This is a genomic window from Acinetobacter sp. ABJ_C4_1, assembly GCF_044538495.1.
In the GTDB taxonomy this organism is placed as follows: Bacteria; Pseudomonadota; Gammaproteobacteria; order Pseudomonadales; family Moraxellaceae; genus Acinetobacter; species Acinetobacter nosocomialis_A.
The window spans coordinates 12321-32010 of record NZ_JBIUCQ010000022.1; the positions used below are offsets into that span (position 1 = coordinate 12321).

The 19690-nt window shown below is 38.2% G+C and carries 1 protein-coding gene (running past one end of the window); it reads left to right on the plus strand.

Going from position 1 to position 19690, the window contains the following annotated elements:
- Positions 1-19648 carry the 3' portion of a CARDB domain-containing protein gene (locus ACIF8R_RS17635; protein WP_396482288.1) on the plus strand. The gene continues 12305 nt to the left of window position 1, outside the view, so 19648 of the gene's 31953 nt are visible here — the last part of the coding sequence; its start codon lies beyond the left edge, outside the window; it ends in the stop codon at positions 19646-19648.
- Positions 19649-19690 lie beyond the last annotated feature (42 nt).

Consider the following 19690-nt stretch of genomic DNA (forward strand, 5'->3'; position numbering starts at 1 on the left):
AGCCACTACTTTTAGCGTAACAGTTCCTAACTTACTGTTGAATACTAGCACTGACTTGGTATTAAGTAGTGGTGATCAGTATCTTTACAAACTTCAGGTTGGACAGGGTGAAACACTTCGTGTTCGTCTAGACTCTAGTGCATTGAAAGGTTCTACGGAGCTGTATATCCGTTACGAAGCCGTACCGAGTGCAGGACAATATGATTATGCTTATACCGTACCTAATTCTCCTGATCAGGAGTTGATGGTTCCAACTACACAGGCGGGTACTTATTATATTCTTGTAAAAGCGAGCAACTCTCCTAAAGATACTGTTGCAACAATCCTTGCGGAAACTTTGCCATTATCTATCACTAAAGTGACGCCAGATCAGGGTGGTACAGGTACAGATACAGATGACTATCGTTGGGTAACCATGGATATTTATGGTGCTCAATTTGCTGCTGGCGCCTTAGTCAAGCTCAGCCGTCCTGGTGTTTATGAAGTCGAACCAGAGCGTTGGCAAGTTTTAGATGCTACACATATCCGTGCAATATTTGATTTACGCCAAATACCACATGGCTTATATGACATTATAGTGACTAATCCAAATGGTGACCGAGTTGTTGAGCCATATCACTACTTAGTTGAACGTGCGATTGAACCAGATGTCACTATTGGTTTAGGTGGGTTAAGCCAAATCGCCCCAGGTGAAACAGGTATTTACAGTGTTTCTCTTCAAAGTTTAACCAATGTTGATACACCCTATGTCCGTCTAGATATTGCTGCTGTGGAGATGGGTTATAACGAATCACTGATTGAAGGATTAAATTTACCTTTCTTAATTTTTGGTTCAAATGTAGGGGGGCAGCCGTCAGGTATAGTCGTTGGCGATCAGGCAAATACACAGCAATACGGTGTTACTCCAACTGATAAAAGTAAAATTAATCAAATTCCTTGGGCAAGCCTAGATGGAACATTAAATACTGCTGGAATTAACTTAGCACCTGGCTATGCTTTTGATGTTAATGCTGCTGGCTATACTGGATTTACCTTTAATATTAAAACTTATCCAGGTTTGGCAGAATGGCTAAAAATGGATTTTGAAGGGTTACGTGAGCAACTCTATATCATACATCCAGAGTGGAGATCACAAGGTCTATTAGATGGAGGAGTTTTAGATCTAAATAAAATTCGACGCGGGCTTGCAGAACGTTTCTTAGATACAGAAAACCGTCTGACTGAGACAGAAATGCTCGCATTAGACTTTCGTTTTAATATTGCTGCAGCGGCAACACCGATTACCCGCAATGAATTTATTCAAGATCAAATCAAACATGCATTAAAAATGCGTAATGCGATTTTACAAGATAAGTCTGCTAGTACAAATTTGAAAGCATTAGCAGCAGATGAAACTCAATGGGCACAGGGTTGGTTAGCTGCTTTAGAAGATGCAGGCTTATTACGACCTGAAAATCAGGCGCCTGCTATTAAAGAAAGTATTCAAGTCCTTAGTCTTACTGCAAATTTAGCAACTGGCATTTTATTATCGAAAGCTGGTGAAAGTTACCAAACGAAAGCAAGCGTATTATCTTTCTTTGAGCAAATGCAAAAATGGTATGGTGATACTTCTAAATGGGCTGGTGATCCAAATGCGTTAAAGGCTCAGATTGATTATTATGAACTGCGCCAAGATGATTTAGGTAATTCAGCCACGAGTCCTGTTCCAAAAAATATTACTCAAGAAGATCTTATCTTAAATAATGAGAGCAATACGCATTTTATCAACTTTAATATTTTCGCTGGAGACAAGGCTCAATCAGAGTACTTACGTCATTTAGGATTATTGGATGAGAAGTTTCGTCCAATAGGTGCACAGGCGCTTGCTTTGAGTCAATATCTTCAGCAAATGGCTGCTGTAAATACTGATGTGGTACATGTACAAGGCCCATCAGTAATGCCACATACTGATGGTAAGAGCTATGTCCCAGGTGAGACAGCATTACCATTTAAACTGAATTTCCAAAATACAACCGAGCAGTCACTTCATGAAATCCGTTTAGTTACAGCGATTGATGAGCAGCTAGATCCATCTAGCCTACGTTTAACGGATATGAAAATTGGTGATATTAATATTCATGTGCCAGAAAATCGTAATAGTTTTAGTAGCGACTTTGATTTTACAGGTAGCTTGGGCTTTATTTTACGAGTCAGTGCAGGTGTTGATACTGCAAGCCATATCGTTACATGGTTGATTCAAGCGATTGATCCAAATACAGGTGAAGTCTCAACGCAAAATTTACATCGTTTATTAAAATTGAGTGAAAATAACAAAGGTTTTGTTGGTTATACCATTCAAGCAGCGGAGACGGCAAAATCTAATGAAGAAATTATCACGCAAGCTCGTATATACCTAAATAATACACCACCTGTTGATAGTCAAAGTTCAACGTATATTCTAGATAATCAACATCCTGTTACTACAGTACAGGTTATATCTGAGCAAAGCACAGTTGAAAATCAAGTGCATTACAAAGTCAAATGGTCTGCACAAGATGATGTAAGCGGCATTAAACATGTGACATTGTATGTTGCAGAAAATGGCAGAGACTTTAAGATTTGGCAGAAGCAGCTGACACAAGCCAATGGTGAGCTGCTATTTGTAGGACAAACAGATACCCAATACGAATTTTTAGCAGTTGCTACAGATGTGGCGGGTAATCAGGAAATTGCTAAAGTATCTAATGCAGTAATTCCAGATGATGGTTCACGTCAACAACTACTAACTCAAATTGGTAGTAATGAGGCATTGCAACAAACTGCTCAAATCCCTCAAGCAACGCAAGATCGTAGTTATTTAAATAACACTATTTTTGCAGAGGCTCAAAAAGGTCTAGTGGGTCAAACTGATAAAAATCAAAACACCGATTTAAATATAGTTTTATCTCCATTTACTTTAAATGCATTTGCTAGTGGTTTTAATGCTAGCCAAGGTGAAGTAGGCGCACTCGCCATGGTTGAGTTGCCTGACTATCGTATTTTAGTCAGTGCTGGGCAATATCGTAATCAGCTGTTTATTTATGGGGAGCATGGAGGAACCCAACAAAAACCTCTCTATACTTTTGAACAGCCAATTATGGATATGGCCTTAGACTCTAAGGGTCAACTATGGGTATTAACTGGTCAAGAGTTGTGGTTATTGGATTATTCAACCGGTCAGATTATTGAGCGTATTAAAGGTCCTGCTAATGAACCTTTAACACATGCTTTGACAATTGAACCTGAAACTGATCGTATTTATGTTTCGTCTGGAAATGGTATTGAGATTTTTGACTCTAATGCACCAAAAGGACAGCAATGGACACACTTCTCTAATGCATTAGTCTCAGATCTAAGTTTCGCACCAGATGGGCGTTTATGGGCTGTACGTTGGACGAGTGCTAATGTTCTTTCTCATTTAGGTAAAACCGATATTATTAGTTTGCCACTAACTGGGAAAACGAAAGGCCGTGCTGAAGTTGAATATACGTTAAATGGCTTAATTGATAGCTTAGTCTTTGGTCAAAAAGGTACTGCATTTGAAGGTTTGCTATTTGCTTCTGCAAATAATAGCCAACAATTAAGCAATAGTAGTAAGTCATTGCCAAAACTGGATAATGCCGCTGTTTGGATGATTAGCTTGGCAAAACGTCAAGCGATTCAATTGGCACAAGGCGGTTCTCGTGGCGAATCAATCCTGATTACTCATGACCAGCGTATTTTAGTTGCTCAAACCAATCGCATTGATGAAATTGCCTTACTTAAAGCACCAACCATTACTGCAAGTTCAATTCAGGATGGGGCGTATATTCCATTACCACTCGCTAATGCAACTATTACTTTTGATCAAGCAATGTGGTTAGGAAATAATGGAAATGATAGTACGGATATTGCGAGTGTTTTAAATCCAACAAATTACCGATTTGTTGGGATGGGTAAAAATGTTAATCAAGTCTTGTCTCCTGAGTCTGTGCGATGGGATAACGCAACCAATAGTGTCATTTTAACTTTGCCAAATATTGCAGCTGGACAATGGCGTCTTGAAGTGTCATCCAATGTGCAAAGTGCAAAACAAACTCGCCTAGAGGGAGTGTACACCGCAGCTTTCACTACCGTGACCGATTACAGTGCTTTCGTTAGCATTGAGTTTGATAAAACTCGTGCAGACCGCTTAAATGGTACAGTGAGTTATGATGTAAAAATCACCAATATCGGTCAGGATAATATTCAAGGTCCATTGTTGTTATTACTCGATCCAGGGCATTATTTTAATGGCGGGATTGTCTCAGCAACCCAAGGGCAAGGCATCCAAAATGAATTGTGGTTACTCGACGTCAGCAGCTATTTACAGGCTCACGGTGGATCTCTAAAAGTTGGAGAGAAACTCACAGGCATTACTGTATCTGTAGTTAAAGCTGAAGATTTAGCATTATCTAATGATGCAGCTCGCTTATTAAAATTTGATCTTACACACCAAGTTTATGCACTTCCTTATGACAATCAGCCACCTGTAATTAGTTATGATGAAACTAAACTCAAGGCCAAAGTAAATGAGAGCTGGAATTTAGATTTAACAGCCACTGATCAGGATGGTAAACAGTTCTACTGGAGTATTGTAGAAGCACCGAAAGGTGTCAGTTTCGATGCTGTGACTACAGGGCAAGCTTCTGATCAAGGCTATCAATCACATGCGCAGTTGCATTGGACACCAACGGCTCAAGATCGCATAGATAGCGAAATTCTAGTCAAAGTCGTTGATAGTCGTGGCGGTTTTGCACTTAAGCGACTTAAAATTCAAGTTGATGGTGCGAATCATGTGCCAGTTATTACTACCATACGAGATATTGACTTAACTGAAGGACAAAGTCTCAGTCAACAGCTATTGGCTGCAGATGAAGATGGTGATCGTATCAGTATGGTGGTACGTAATTTACCTGCTGGAGCTGAGTTTGATGTGACTACAGGTATGTTGACTTGGACACCTGCTTATGATCAGGCCGGTAAATATGAAAATATCGAGTTAGTTGTATCTGATGGAAAACACGAAAGCCGTTATCAGTTTAATATTACGGTAAAACAAGGATATGAAAAACCTGTGTTATTGCCAGTGGCAGCACAGCAATTGCGTGAAGGTGAGCGTTTTAGTTTGCAGTTAGCAGGAAGCTTACCACATGGACTAATGCAGTATGCTGGTCAGGATATTAAACTGAACTATAGCGCTGAGTGGTTACCGAATGGTGTGATCTTAAATAAAGATACAGGTTGGTTGGAATGGACTCCAGGTTATGCGCAAGCGGGTAGTTATGATATCCCAATTCGCTTAGTGGCAACATATACCCCAACTAATGGCGGTATTCCTGTTCGTACAGTTGCAACGCAAACATTATCTTTGGTGGTCGACAATGTTAATGCTGCGCCTCAATTTGAATCTAGTCCAACATGGACTGTGCTCGAAGGTGCAAGTGTTCGTTTAAATATATTTGCTTTTGATCCAGATAATCCAGGATTTGAACCTGCTTTTAAATCGCATCCGCAAAGCAAAGCAATTCAAATGTCTGATGTTCCAGCTTCTGTAAGTTATGAGGTAACAGGTTTACCAGAAGGGGCGACATTTGACCCTGAAACACTAGAAATTGAGTGGAATCCAAATTACCAGCAATCAGGCATTTACAAGATTAAAGTAGTCGCAACTGATGATGGTAACGGTACTGGTCAACCACTTTCTACAGAACGTACTTTTACGATTAACGTACTTAATGCGAATCGTACACCTGAAATTGGTGATGTTCAAAGTGTGATTGTGGATAAGGGGGCTGTGATTGAAATTCCAATTACAGCAACAGATAAAGATGGCAATCCAATTGAATTGCAAATTGAAGGTTTACCAAACTTTGCTACATATATTCAAAGCCAGTCGGGTAGTAATGTTAAGGGAGTAATCCGTTTTGCACCGCAAGCAGGTCACCGAGGTGATTACACGATTACCGTGACAGCAAGAGATAATGGTGACGGCGATATTAATCAAGTACAGGTAGAGCGTAAGAGTTTTGTCGTTACAGTTAGAAGCTATAGTGAAGCCCCTAACCTCAGTGTGCCTACACGAAACGTCGCTGTAGTTGGGCAACAAATACGTGTACCAATTACTGTTTCGGATTTAGATCAGGACACGTTAAATTATATTGTGCAGGGTTTACCTGCGGGTGCACAACTTGTTCAAAGTGCGAAATATGGTTATGCAGAAATTGTCTGGACACCAACGGCAAACCAAGTAGGCCAATATGATTTAAGTGTTCAGGTATCAGATCAGGGCTTACCGCCAAAAGATTTAGGTTATCCAGTTCCAGAAGGTTTTGTCGCTGTACCAAATGTAGTTGCACAAGATATTCGCATAGTAGTACGGGCAACTAATCTTACGCCAGAATTACTTGATGTACAGGTACAACAAGGTGGAAGTGTTGTACAACAAGCGGACCAAATTATTCTTCAGGCACAAGAAGGACAGCCGCTTACATGGACTATGACGGTTAAGGACGCTGACCTAGATCAACTCTATTGGTCATTTAGTGCTTTACCAAAAGGTGTCAATATCACCACTCAAGCATTAGGTAATGGACAAAGCCAGCTTGTATTGAAGTGGTTGCCATCTATGTTTGCTGCACAAAGCAGTTTGGGAAGTAGTCAGTTAGGTAACTACAACTTTACCGTAACTGTAACCGATGGTAGTGCCAAACTTAATCGCAATGTCCAGATACAGGTTGCAAATGTTAATCAACAACCTGTATTTACAAGTCTGCCATTACAACTAGTTTATGAAGGTGAAACCCTTTCATTTAATTTATTGGCACAAGATGGTGATAATGATGCGCTACGTTACCAATTAGTACATGATGCTAATACGCCAGCAGATATCTATGTTGATGCAACGACAGGCTACGTCGAGTGGACACCAGCGAATAATATTGTCGATAACCAATTTGGTGATCAAAAGGCCTTTGACTTGACCTTTATGGTAACTGATGGACAAACATCTGTTCTCAAAACTGTACAGGTTCGTGTTCTTGATGTGAATAAGGCACCGAAAATTCAAAGTAGTAACCGTACTTTAGTGGTAGGCCAACAGTTCCAACTTGACGTTGTGAAGTCGGCTCAAAATAGCTTAAACAATAATAGAAATATCTATGTATCTGATATTGATGGGCAAGCGCAGACACAAGGTTTGATTGTAAGCTTTGACCAATTGCCACAAGGTACAAGCTATGATGCTGTTACAGGACGCTTATCATGGACACCAAATGCAGGACAAATTGGTAAGTTTGTAGCCTATGTTAAAGTTTCAGATGGCTATGATACGGTTCGTCAAGCAATTACCTTTAATGTAGTTGCAGACCCTAATGCTTATGAACCTACTTTACATATTGAAACTACCCCGGCAATTCCAGTGGTTGCAGGACAAATTGTAACAGCGACGGTACGAGCAGATAGCTTTAGTACTATTGCTAATACTATGGTTGAAGTTCGAGGTAGTGCGTTAGGAACTGATCAATGGCAAGTAGTAAGCTTGGATTCTACTGGGCGAATTAAACTGACTGGGCAACAGCCAGGACTTATAGAAATCCGTGCAACTGCTATAGATATTGATGGTTTTAGTCAGCAACAAGTTCAGACCATTCGTGTTAAAGATCCGCAAGATAATTCGGCACCCGTTTTAGCATGGCAAGGACAACTTAAAGGTGCAGCAATTACGACCGCACCTATTGTGGTACAAAACATCACTGACCTGACTGCATCAATTAAAGAACAGCAGCTTATGGGCTATAAATTAGAAATTGCCCGTAATACGACAGGACTATTGCAATGGCATACCTTGCAAGATGTGTCGTTGAAAGCAAGCTATAGCAATCAAACGCTAGATATTTTTACAATTGATCCAGCATTGTTTGTAAATGGAGCATATCAATTACGCTTAACTGCATGGGATTTGGTTGGTCGAGTTGAAGAACTATATGCCAATATTGAGATCAATAGCAGTACAAAACAACTGAACCAAGCAACACATGTAGATGCTAGCTTACAAATTGGTTCACAGAAAATGGATCTGGTTCGCTCAATTACGACAGATAGCCATGGTGATTTCTCCAACTGGACAACTGGATTATTTGATACCCAACTGACTCATAACCAACGTTTAAATAACAGTGTTGGTACTGTTGCTGCTTGGCAAACTGGAGCAAAAGTCTGGTTGCAAATCCCACAAGGTTTAACAGGTATAACTGCAATACAAACTCAATATTTGAACTTTACGCTGAATTTGCAGACGCAAGATGTGATTAGCGAAAATACGGGTATTCATCAATTCACACCACAGTTTAGTAATGCGCAAGGTTGGAGTTTGACTGCACATAGCTCGGCCGATCTTCATATCGATAACTTGATTCAACAAGGTCAGAGTTTATATAACGAAAGTACAGGTCTGGCTTGGGTTCCGAGTTATTTCAATTTGACGGCACCAGATGGTACACGTTATTTACTAGACCAAGCAGGCAAAGTGCTTTCTATCCACTTTAATACAGGCGAGCAATGGCTTGTTAGTCAAAATAATATTGTGTTGGTAGATGGAAAAACCTCTCAAAGTATTGAGTTTAAACGTGATAGCCAAGGCCGTATTAGCCAGATTCTTGGTCAAGGTAGTCAAGGTGAACCAATCAGCTTGTTGTATAAATACAATAGTGCCAACCAACTTGAGTTAGTACGTAATCTAATCACGGGAGAAGTAGTTCAACGCTATAGTTACACTTCAACAGGAGAAGTCCGTCTAGAAAAAGCGATAGCTTATTTAGGTGCAAGTGTTGATTGGTTGAATCAAAATCATTCTGCACCACAATGGCAAGGTGATTTGAATAATCAAACTCAATATTTTGATTTTGCTATTCGTGAATCAGAACTGGCATCAACCATTAAAGCGATGGGTGCAACAGGAGCTGTTTTAGTTGCAGTTGAAACTCAAGGTAATGTTCAAAATATTAATGTTGCTGATGCAACTATTGTGTCACAACAACGACATGGTGAGCATACAGTTACCTTAGTACGTATTACGTCAGCAGGCTTTAAGCAATTAGCTATAAGTGGAGTTGGTGCAGTCGCCGTCCGACTGTCTATTGTTGGGGATCTTAACCATGATGGTAATGTCGATGGTTTAGATAGTACTTTGTTGCAACAAGCTCAAGAAGGACAAAATCAGTTTGACCTAAATGGTGATGGTCTTATTAATAATGCTGATCTACAAGTTTTGTATGCAAACTATGGTTGGAAATCGAATCAGGCACCTGTCAACGTTGTAGCACAAGGGATACAAGCTTTAAAAACACATCGGGATTTATCTGTAACTGGTCAATTAGACCAGATCACAGTTGATCGCGAAGGTGATGCAGTTTATTGGAATATCTTAGGCAGTACTCATGGTGTTGCTCAGCTTTCATCTAATGGTAAAAATTTAAGTTTTAAACCTGAAGTAGGTTTCTCAGGTTACGCAACGGTAACTTTGCAAGCCGATGATGGGTATAGCAAAGGACAGCCAATTGAACTGAAAATATATGTCAGTGATGCAAAACTTGTCTTAATTCATATTGAGCGTTTAGCTGCTATCGCTTTGGGCAATAGTGCAGGCTTGCATGTAACGGGTGATTTTGCAGATGAAGATGGCGTTACTTTAACTGCTGATTATTTACAGTTTGTAAGTGATAACCCAGATGTGCTTACGGTAGATGCTAAAGGTAATATCACAACGAACAAGGCAGGTATTGCCACAGTCCATGTGTCTGCTAGAGGTATTGAGGGGGTGAATGTCATCTCTGTTGATCACAGTATTTATACTCCTTATGCTGACCAAGATGGTTTTGAAGTAGATGTTTATCCAAGAGCAGTAAATTTACCTCTTTCTGCTACAAGACAGCTCAAAGTTCATGATGCTGATGGTAATTATATTTCTCAAGCAACTACAGGGATTAAATACTATATTAGTGATAGTAATATTGCTGATATTACAGCAGACGGTTTAGTGATTCCTAAAGTACTTGGAAAAGCAAAAATCACGATTATTTATCAAAACATGCAGACAGAAATTGTACTTAATGTTCAACAGGAACTCTTGGGTACAATTAAAGTATCGAATAAAGAGGGAGGAATTACATCTGATTCTTCGGGGAATATTCTTATGGTTGCCTCAGGATCCTTACCTGATGGTACAGCCGTATCAATCGAAAAAGTTGCTTTAGATAGCGTTGGTATTCCATTGCCAGCTAAAGAATATTTAGCTGGTTTAGGTGCTTTCACAATTGATTTATCGGGTGAAACTGCAACTAAACCATTACAGCTCGGAATCAAAGTTGGTGATTCTTATATTGATCCTCAAACAGGAAATACAGAACAGTTGAATGAAGGAACAGAGGTGTTGTTTTGGAGGAAAGGTATATTTACTGATGCCAATGGTGTTGAACGTGAAACATGGTGGTTACTGGATAATGGATTTGTTGATGCGAATGGGATGGCAAGAACAGCAAGTCCGCCATTTGGAGGAGTGACAGTTTCAGGAACAGTGGTTATTACAACACGGATAAAAAATGTGGATAAAAAGACTGGAGCAATGACAATTGTTCAGTCATCTACTGATTATTCCTTCATATATAGTATGGCAGCTAATGCTGTGATGAGCGTTGGTCGTGGTGGTCTAGTAGGTTTAGTAATAGACTCAGCTTTCACACTTTACAATAGTTTCTCTGTGGTGACTTATACGCTTGCAGGTAGCTATAGCAAAGAAGTGCCAGTAAATAAAGATGATGGTGGAATAACCATTAATAAAATTGAAGTTCCAAAAAATAATAATGTAGAGGAACCAAGTATTTCTGGATATTCATTTAATGCAAATACAAATGAGTTAACTGTCGATGTACAAAATGTATCTAATGCATTTGATCTAAATATATGGCTGGTCCCACAAGGTGATCAACTTGACCATCCACGTGATAAAGCAGAACATGGGCTCATATGGAAGTCTTATAAAGCTAATTGGAAAAGTGGAAATACGTATTCAATTGTAATAGATGATGGTATTGCTCTAGGTTTACATAATATTTACCTCGAGAAGAAATTATATACTTACACAGATAATGGTATTCGAATAGCGAGTGATTATTCTGAGTACTCAGATTTTGTAAGTTTAAAAGTTCAAGCACCAAAAGTTTCAATAGCATTGAGTAATAAAGAAATTATTATTACAGAGCAAGGTAAGCAAACTTCAGATTTTGGAGTTAAGCGTATTGTTAATGCTGATGAAAAAGGCAATGGATTATTCTTATATTTGCCATCAAATAAAACTGATCCAATTACATACAATGAACAAGGAACCTTAGCATTTATTGCGGGGAGAAACACAATTTATGTCTTAGATATGATTTCTTATAAAATCGTAGATTCTATCGCTGTTAATAGTTCAGGCGAATACATCTCTGCACTTCTATACAATGACGGTTGGTTGTATGTCAGTAGTTATGGACCGTCACCACTGATTCGTATTAATGTTGATGAGTTATCAACAGAGTTTCTAAAAGTACAACAAAGTTTAAATATTTCGACTGCTGCTGTAACTGGCTTTGGAGATATGGCAATTAGTCATGGACGTTACTTGGCGGTGATTGCATCAGTTTCAAATCGTGGTGTTCTAGGTGGGATAGGCGGAGCGGTTTATTGGACAAAAGACCCTGTTGGTGATATTTATGTAATTGATTTGAATAAAATAAATTATCAAGGTGATTTTACTGACAATAATGGGGTAGATGTTATTAATGCCATTGACCTAGGTAATATAGGTCAGCGTCCAATGCGTATTGCCGAAGGGTTATATGCAGGTGAGTTTATAATGACGAGTTTGCGAGATGTAAATCAAGGGGTAAGCACCATTAAAGTTGGTTTGGATAACCAAGGTAATCTCACGCAATCTTCTGTGCATAAAAAAATTAGACTAAAGCCAACCTATACTCAAAAAGACTATAATCCAAGAGCTAGAACAAATAGACAGGAAATTCAAAACTCCTCTGATGTCGTTTTAGTCAATTATAACAATATGATGTATGCTTTGGTTGCTGATTATAATTTTTGGTTTAATGATACCTCAGTATCAGAGTATGGCATGTGGGGTGTAAACAAAAGAATAGGTGGGAAAATAGGGATTATCCAAGACCCATTTGGGTATTATGGTGAACCAATGTTTATTGGTTCAACAATACCTATTATTGGTGCATCTATAGAGACATTGACGATTACTGATAATGGTTTATTACAAGCTAGTGTCTGGATGGATGAAATGGGAGGCCCTGATGATAGCTATTATTCAAGGATGTTTAGAAGTGTTTTTGTCTGGAATGTTCAAGACTTATTAGATTCTGCTGATAGGTTTATTAAAGCTGGGAAGGTGGATACTCAAAAGCCAATTGATGCGGCTTTACCTTCTCGATTTGATGATTTAACAGGAACTAATGTTTTCTATAACTCTGTGAAAACTATTCAAAGTTATTCACATGAGCAGAGTTCTATATTTGATTTAGATAGTTATCTACATTCTGAATCAGATAAGGATGATCAACCAACTACACCTTCTTCAGAAAAACCTGATTATAGTGGTCTTGATATTAAGTCTATGGGGTCAGTAGGAAATTCTCTAGTCAGAGAATATGCAAAAAATCTATATATTTCATCTATGGTTCAAGCTGAGCTTGTAAAGAATTTGTATGGTTCTGCGACTCCAGAATTAGAAAAAGTAGATATTGCTAAGCAGCTATTCTTATCAACATTTGCTGATGCTAAAAGTGCTGAATTTGCTTTAACTACAGCTGATACCGAGTTATTTGGTGTATTCAGTCAGCTCATTAATATGTCAATTCAAGAGATTGAAGTTACGCTAAGACTTTCAATTTTAGGGGAGCATCTATTAAATAAAGATATGAAATGGATGTTGGATCAATTAAATATTGTTTTTCCAATTCCAACAATTTCAATTGAGGCATTAAACGACTCAATTAATTTAGAATCTTTAAATGGTTTATTAAACGGTGAAGATGTAGAAATCCAGCTCACTGATAATGCGATGTCATTAAAAGGAGCTGGGCAGGCTTTGGTTGTGATCTTAAGTTTAACTAAAGGTGCTCCGCCAAATACTATATATATGGCTTCTAAAGCAGAAACGGTGGTGGCGACTAATATTGTCAGAAGTTCATTCCGTACTGCTGCTCAAATCGCAAAAGAGGTTAGTCCTCAACTCCTTAAACAGAGTCTACAACGATCTAAAAATTTAGCTGCAACGGCTGCATCTGTAGCAAGTAAAAATGTTTCAAGTATCATTAAAGAGCAAAATCAGATTGTAAAAATACAAAAGAGTGTTGCTACTGCTATTAGATATGCGATCGCAAAGAATGCGAAGACGATTAAACAAGTTGCAGCGACTACAGCAGCTATTGCATCTGTATCTTCAATAATTTCTCAATCAAGTGGTGTGACTAACCCTGGTTCAGGTACTTCAAGTGGTTCGGAGAAAAAAGAGCAAAAGCGTAAAAATACAGATTCATATTTTGTTGGTGGTAATTCCATTCTAACTGACGAGACTTACAAGAAATTTCAAGGTCTGATAGAGAGTAGCGATGGCGTTAAATATGATTCTGCAACGCAAGCGAGTTTACTGAAGGAGTATCTAGAAGATTTAATCAGCCGCAAAATTTTATTTGCAGGTTGGAGTAATCTCGTTGAAGCGAAAGTTGTAACATTATCGACAACTGGACAGAAAACTAGTGATAGTAAAGGTTTTGCTCAAATTGCCATAGAACTATATTTACCTATGAGTCCAACAGGTAGCAAAAATGAAGGTTTAGTGGTAGAGAGTAATGTTGTTACATCATCTAAAGTGCTGTGGAAAACGATTCAGATTAATACCAGGAATTTAAGTTACTTATTTGATCATTACATTACTAAGAAAGATTTAAAGGGAGAAAAATATCAGTACAACTACACCTATGATACGAGTGCTTTAGAAAATAAAAATAAAATTATGGCCGGTTTCACAATTAATGTGAGATCTGAAAATAATGAAGTTGTATTTGATGCAATGTGGAGAGATACAATTGAAATTGACTTAAATCTTAAGGCTTTAAGAGATAAAAATTTATTTGCTTCTGTAATTCAGCACGAGCTTACGGAAATAAGTCAATTATATATGAAAGCCAGTAAGTTGAAGTCAAATGCTGCTGCATTAAAACTATTGTTGACAGACGAACGTTATGACGAGCATGAGACTGCAAAGCGTGCTAGCGATGAATTGTTGGCAGAACAGTTAGCTGTGGAGTTTGATGATGGCACAACATTACATCGCTATTTAAATGATGAAACCTCTCCTTATGGTGAATCTAAATGGATGGGCAGCCTACATGAGGAAGCTGTACAAAAGCATATACAAGAAACGCATAATCTTTCAAATGGTGAGTATTTTGGACAGGTTAATTATCAGCTATATGTCAAGTCAAAAGATGCAGACGGTAAAGATATTTATGTACCAAAAGTATATAAGTTTATAGATTCGAAAACAGGCGCGTATGAACAATCAGTTCGTGGCTATTTTGATGGACTTTACTTTGATGCTAAAAATATGGCTCTGCAAATTGTCGAAGCAAAGTCTTCATTACAGCAATATATGGAAGATATATTTAAAGACGGCGTAAATAGTTTAAATGCACAACTCTTAGATAATCTGTATGAAGAAATCAAGAACTCAATTGGTTATCAACCAAATCAAAAATATCTTTATCGAGATATTTTAAAACAGGACGATGAAAATGAAGAAATCGTCATTCGGATATTCAATGATGATTTAATTAAAGCACTTCAGAAAATTGAGTCTAACAGCGGAATTAATATAGTTACTAAGGCTGAGGATGGGGGCTTCTATTTAAATAAACGAGGAAATTTAGCCTCTAATAGTGGTTCTGTTGGTGTAAACCAAAGTCTAGAATTGTATTTACGTTTTTATGAAAAAACCACTTCTTCTGATACGGCTGAGCAAAACATTAAAAAAGCGAATCCATATGATAAATATTATATTGTGAATAGTAGTAACTATACTCAATTTGCAGATGGGACAGTGAAGCGAGCTAAAAATCAAGATCAGGCTATGCAGATACTTCTTTCAAGTGTAGTTGAACAACAGTATCAGCTTAACCGTGTGTCAATAGAGCATTTATTAGAGTCGGCTCAGCAATATTGGATTAATTTAGGTGTAGATGCCGCATTATTTGATCAGGTTAGCCTATCTATTCAAGATATTAATATTAATGGAACAATTGCTTATGTAGAAAACGGCAATCACATTGTTTTATCACCAAATGCTGCAGGTTATGGTTGGTTTATAGATGAATCTCCATTTGAACACACTGAGTTTGCAATGAATTCCAACCAAAATTATGGAGTGGCTTCAAACAGTCAGATATCGACTCAAATTGATTTACTTACGGTACTTATTCATGAGTTGGGCCATACAATTGGTTTGACTGATACATTTATTAGTCAAGATTTAATGGGTGGATTCATTCAACAAGGTATACGTTTATTACCAACCCAGCAAAACTTACAAGGTTGGCAAGCGCAAAAACCATCAAATACTCAACAAGAAGATAATGAACCAACTCATTATTTTGTAGTGGGTGCTTTGAGTATTAACCCTAAAACGGCACCTTTATGGAATAGTCAAAATTTACAGATTCAGCAGATGTTCCAAAATACCAATGCTGGATTATCAAGCTGGACAACTTTTGGAGAAATAAAACAAAATCAAGAAGATATTGTTTTAAATGAAAATCAGCAACAACACACAAATCTTTCACAAGCCTTTAAACTGGGTACACAAGATAAGGTCTTAACGTTCACTGTAAAAGATCAACATTTAACAGACTATAACAATAGTCCAGATGATGCTTTTGAGGCGGCATTGTTAGATGCTCATACTGGCGAAGCATTGTTTAAGGTGAGTGACCTGAACAATACTGATGCCTTGTTTAATCTACAGGCAAATGGTGAAAACTATTTGGCACATGGAATTGAGAGAGTAATCAATAGCGATGGTAGCCAAACTTTCTTTATTAACTTAGACCAAGCGCTAGCAGGTAGAGATGTTTTATTATCTTTCGACTTACTTGGCTTTGGTGCAGCAGATAGTTCTGTCACACTCAACAATATCCGTTTAGTCGCTGAACCATTAGCAGTGAATGATCACTACCAGTTTGATGAAGATACAACCATTACAGGCAATGTATTAAATAATGACTTATTGATTGGGAAATCAATTGAAAATGTCGTTTTAGTAACAGCACCACAACATGGCGAATTAGTATTACTTGCCAATGGTGAGTTCAGTTACGTACCGCACGCGAATTATTTTGGTCAAGACCAGTTTAGCTATTATTTTACGACTGTTGATAGTCAACAATCTAAAGTTGCTACAGTGCAATTAGAGATTAACGCAGTAAATGATGCGCCAGTATTCAATACACAACCGCAATGGGAAATTGTGGCAGGTGAGCCATTGGTATTAGATTTTGATGCCTATGTTCAAGATGCTGAGAACAACCCGATTACTGTACAAATTGCCCAGCAGCCACAGAATGGCTTGATTAGTTATGATGCAGCAACAGGGCATTATGTTTATTTGGTTGATAAAGCATTTGTTGGAGATGATGCGTTTAGCGTTGTGTTAACGGATGGTACAGAATCTTCACAACCTTATACTTTTACTATTCATGTATTGGCATCAAATACAGCCCCTGTGTTACATGAACAGATTATAAGTACTGATGAAGATCAAACTTTAGCTTTCGATCCATTAGTAAGTGCTTATGATGCAGAGGGCGACCAACTGACTGCTCAATTCAGCGCGTTACCACAGCATGGTCGTTTAGAGCAGTTAGCAAATGGCCATTACCAATATATGCCAGATACAAATTACTTTGGTAACGATAGCTTTAGTTACTTTGTGACTGATGGCAAATTAAACTCGCAAGTAGTGAATGTGTCTATTACAGTAAATGCGGTAAATGATGCACCAGTAGCAGTTCCGAAAACTATTTATGGTTCAGAAGATCAAGCTCTGCCACTGCACTGGAATGATTTCTTGGTAAGTGATGTCGATGGTGATTTATTAACTATTAAAATTACTGAGTTGCCAGCCAATGGTCAATTACAGCACTTAACTTCAGAAGGTCAATGGGTTGCCGTTCAAGTTAATGATGTATTTACTCGGTCGGAAATAGAGTCAGGAAAATTGAGATTTATACCGGAGCTTAATGCTTCGGGTGGTCAAGGTTATCTCACACAAGGTTTGGGTAACAAAAAACAGCACTATGCTCAGTTTGTGTATGTCGCATTAGATGGCAAAGCACAAAGTCAAAACACTGTAATGACTATTGATATTGAAGCTGTTGCCGATAAACCAGAATTAGTTATTGGTGAATCTCAAACAGACCAAGAGGAATTGTTCCGCACTACTTGGGAAGCTGCTCCAAATAAAGATAAGACATCTACACTTTTAGAACGTCGTTATTTGGATGGCTGGCGCTTAATTAAAACGCCTAATCGTTCGCAAACAGGACGTGATGGGTTTGAAATATGGAGTAATGGTGATCAAATGCAAAATGCAGCTGATCAGATGATTACTGTATATGCGAATAAGACGGCAGCTGGACAAAACTGGTTAGAACTCAATGATGCTGACGCATTTGTTGCACAAACTTTAGGGATTGAACGTGAAGTACAAACTGTACTTGGTCAAAAATATACGCTGACTTTTGACTATGCAGGACGTTTAGGTTTCAGCCAAAGCTTTACTCAAATTGGTATTTATGTCGATGGCAAGCGTATTGCAAGTTATGCCAATACGAGTCCAAATGATCAACTGAACTGGCAAAATATTCAGTTTAGCTTTATAGGAACTGGGCAGATACAAAATCTTCAAATTATCATTGAGGCTCCGCTCACTCATGCAAGTGGTCGAGGAGCAATGATTGATAATATTGTTCTATCTAAATCTAAGCTTTTAAACCATGGTAAAGAAGATCAGCCAATTGCGCTCTCAAGTATTCATGCCAAGATGACAGATAACGATGGTTCAGAACAATTGAAACTTGCGTTAGCAGGCTTACCATTAGGTAGTAAACTTAATGATGGTGTAAATGAATTCACAGTAAACGAACTGCATACGGTAGTAGATATTACTAATTGGAATCTCGATGCCTTGAAATTGACACCACCAAAAGATTTTAGTGGAGAGTTAAAGTTACAAGTCATTGCAAGTAGTATTGAACAATCAAATTCAAGTATTGCTACATCTACTCAGGAGCTTACTGTATTTGTAGAAGCAGTTGCAGATGCGCCAAGTTTGGAAACTCATCAATCGCAGCATGCTTTAACGAGTCGAGAAGTTTTCCATACAGAATGGCGTGGAGTGTATAACTCAATCTTAAATAAGAATCCGACCGTTGTTTATGGTTGGAACTTGGATGGTTGGACAACACACAAAGAGCAATTGTTTAAATTAGATGCCTTTGAGGTGTGGCACTCTGGTGACCAACTCAAAAATACTTCTGGCCAAAACATTCCTTTACAAGGTTTAAACTCAAATATCTGGATTCGTTTAAATGATGGTAAAGATACGCTATATCAGCAAACTGCAATAGAACGTCAAGTAAATACAGTCGCTGGTACAACTTATAGCTTAAGTTTTGATTTAGCTGGTCTGTTAGGTCAAGCAGCAAATATGGGGCGTGTCGGAGTTTATATTGATGGTCAGCAGATTGCGGTATTTGATGCTGCTAGCGGTCAAAATGCATTAAATTGGCAAGAGCAACAGGTTGCTTTTGAGGGGAATGGTTGTAATCGTACAATTCGTTTACAGCTAGAGGGTAATATATTTGGTCGAACTGCTTTTGTAAGCAATATTCGTTTAGTTGAAACTTACACCTCAACTGAAAATTTGGTCTATGCAATGATTGGACAAACCAGTTATCTACCAATAATTGCTGCTCGTAGTAATGACCAAGATGGTTCAGAGCAACTTAAGCTAGAGCTTAGTGGTTTTAACCAAGGTACGGTGCTCACCGATGGAACACATTACGCTACTGTAAGTTCAACTCAACAACTGGTGGATATAACATTATGGGACTGGACTCAAATCCACTTTGCAAGTGATCGTAATCAGGATATGACTATTCAGATTAAGGCCACATCAATTGAGCAAAGTAACCAGCAAAGTGCGAGTACTCTAAAAACAATCACAGTGAAAATGCTAGGTGGACAAGCATGTGTAAGCCCTTGGCAATTGGTAAATGGTTTTGTTTCTACATGGGTGAACCATGTAGAATCAATTCCATTACAGGTCAAAGTGCATTGGTCATGTCAAATTCCTCTGCTTTCAACCCAGTTAGATTTAAATATTCTGCCAAAAGATGAAGACGAAGATCTGATTATACTTGGTCAGGAAGAGCAATCTGACGCATGGTTAAAAGCGTTGGAGCAAACTGCACAACAAAACTGGAAACAATTGTTTTAATTAAAAAAGTAGGGATGATCCATTCATCCCTACTTTATCTAT